General features: G+C 59.6%; 1 protein-coding gene. It reads right to left on the bottom strand.

Translation table 11 applies throughout. The features are described from left to right. Positions 1-17: 17 nt before the first annotated feature. A protein-coding gene (locus BMY84_RS28930) for an IS630 family transposase (RefSeq protein ID WP_218147078.1) occupies positions 18-1,081 on the bottom strand; the annotation gives its coding sequence in 2 pieces (ribosomal slippage) (positions 18-587 and positions 590-1,081; 1,062 coding nt in all). Positions 1,082-1,083 lie beyond the last annotated feature (2 nt).

Genomic DNA, 1,083 nt, shown 5'->3' with positions numbered 1-1,083 from the left:
ATACCAACCTGCATTGATCACGACCCACATGCCCATTTGCGGCGTCCGATTGTCATGATGCGCCACGGCTGATCGACGAGCCTGTTCCAAGCTTCGCAGCAGAGGTCGATGATGTTGTCGTGGGATGTGAAGATGCGGTTTGATAGCCAGTTATCGCGCATGAACTGCCAGATATTTTCTACTGGGTTGAGCTCAGGACATTTCGGCGGCAGCGGAACGATGCTGATATTCTCGGGCACTTCCAGCTTCCCGGTCATGTGCCATCCGGCCTGATCCATCAGCAGCACGCCGTGGGCACCTGGCTCGATAGCGAGCGATATTTCCGCCAGGTGCAGCGACATGGTCTGGGTATTGCAGAACGGAAGGATCAGGCCAGCCCCTTTGCCGAGTTCGGGGCAGATGGCACCAAAGATATAGGCTGATTTCGTCCTCTGATCCTTCGGTGCCGACGGCCGAGTGCCGCGCTTGGCCCAGCGGCGGGTGATCTTGTTTTTCTGGCCGATGCGGGCTTCGTCCTGGAACCAGACCTCTATCGGCGTGCCGCGCGGAAGGGCTGCTTTGATCTTTGCCAGCTCTGCTGCAAAGCCCCCTTTTTGAAGTCCTCCATCGCATATTCGTTCTGGCTATGGTGGCGTGGGCGCGCCGTCAGTTTGACATAGCCCAGCTTCTTCAACTCCCGCCCCACGGTCGTTTCCGTCAAGGACACGCCGAACTCATCATGGAGCCACCGCGCCAGATCGATCAGTCGCCAGCGGACAACTCCATGGATCGCCGGTATCGGGCCGCTTTCAACGATCTCGGCAAGGGCCATGCGCTGGATATCATTCAACAAGGGGGGCTTGCCCGGTGCCTTGCCGTCGAGGAGCCCATCAGGACCTTGATCATTGAACCGCACGACCCAGTCGCGCACGATCTGTAACGTTACTCCGCCGATACGCGCCGCATCGCTGCGGCTCCCGCCGTCATAAATTTCCGCCAAGGCCAGTAGCCGACGACCCTGGTTCGCGCTTCTGGTCGCGCGCGCCAGCCGTCTCAAGCCTGCCGCATCAAAGTCGTCCCGCAATCCAATCGCTGCACCCATGG

It is taken from the genome of Sphingobium sp. AP50 (assembly GCF_900109095.1).
Lineage (GTDB): Bacteria > Pseudomonadota > Alphaproteobacteria > Sphingomonadales > Sphingomonadaceae > Sphingobium.
Note: the sequence above shows the minus strand (reverse complement) of the source record. Positions and strands in the feature narration are given on the sequence as shown.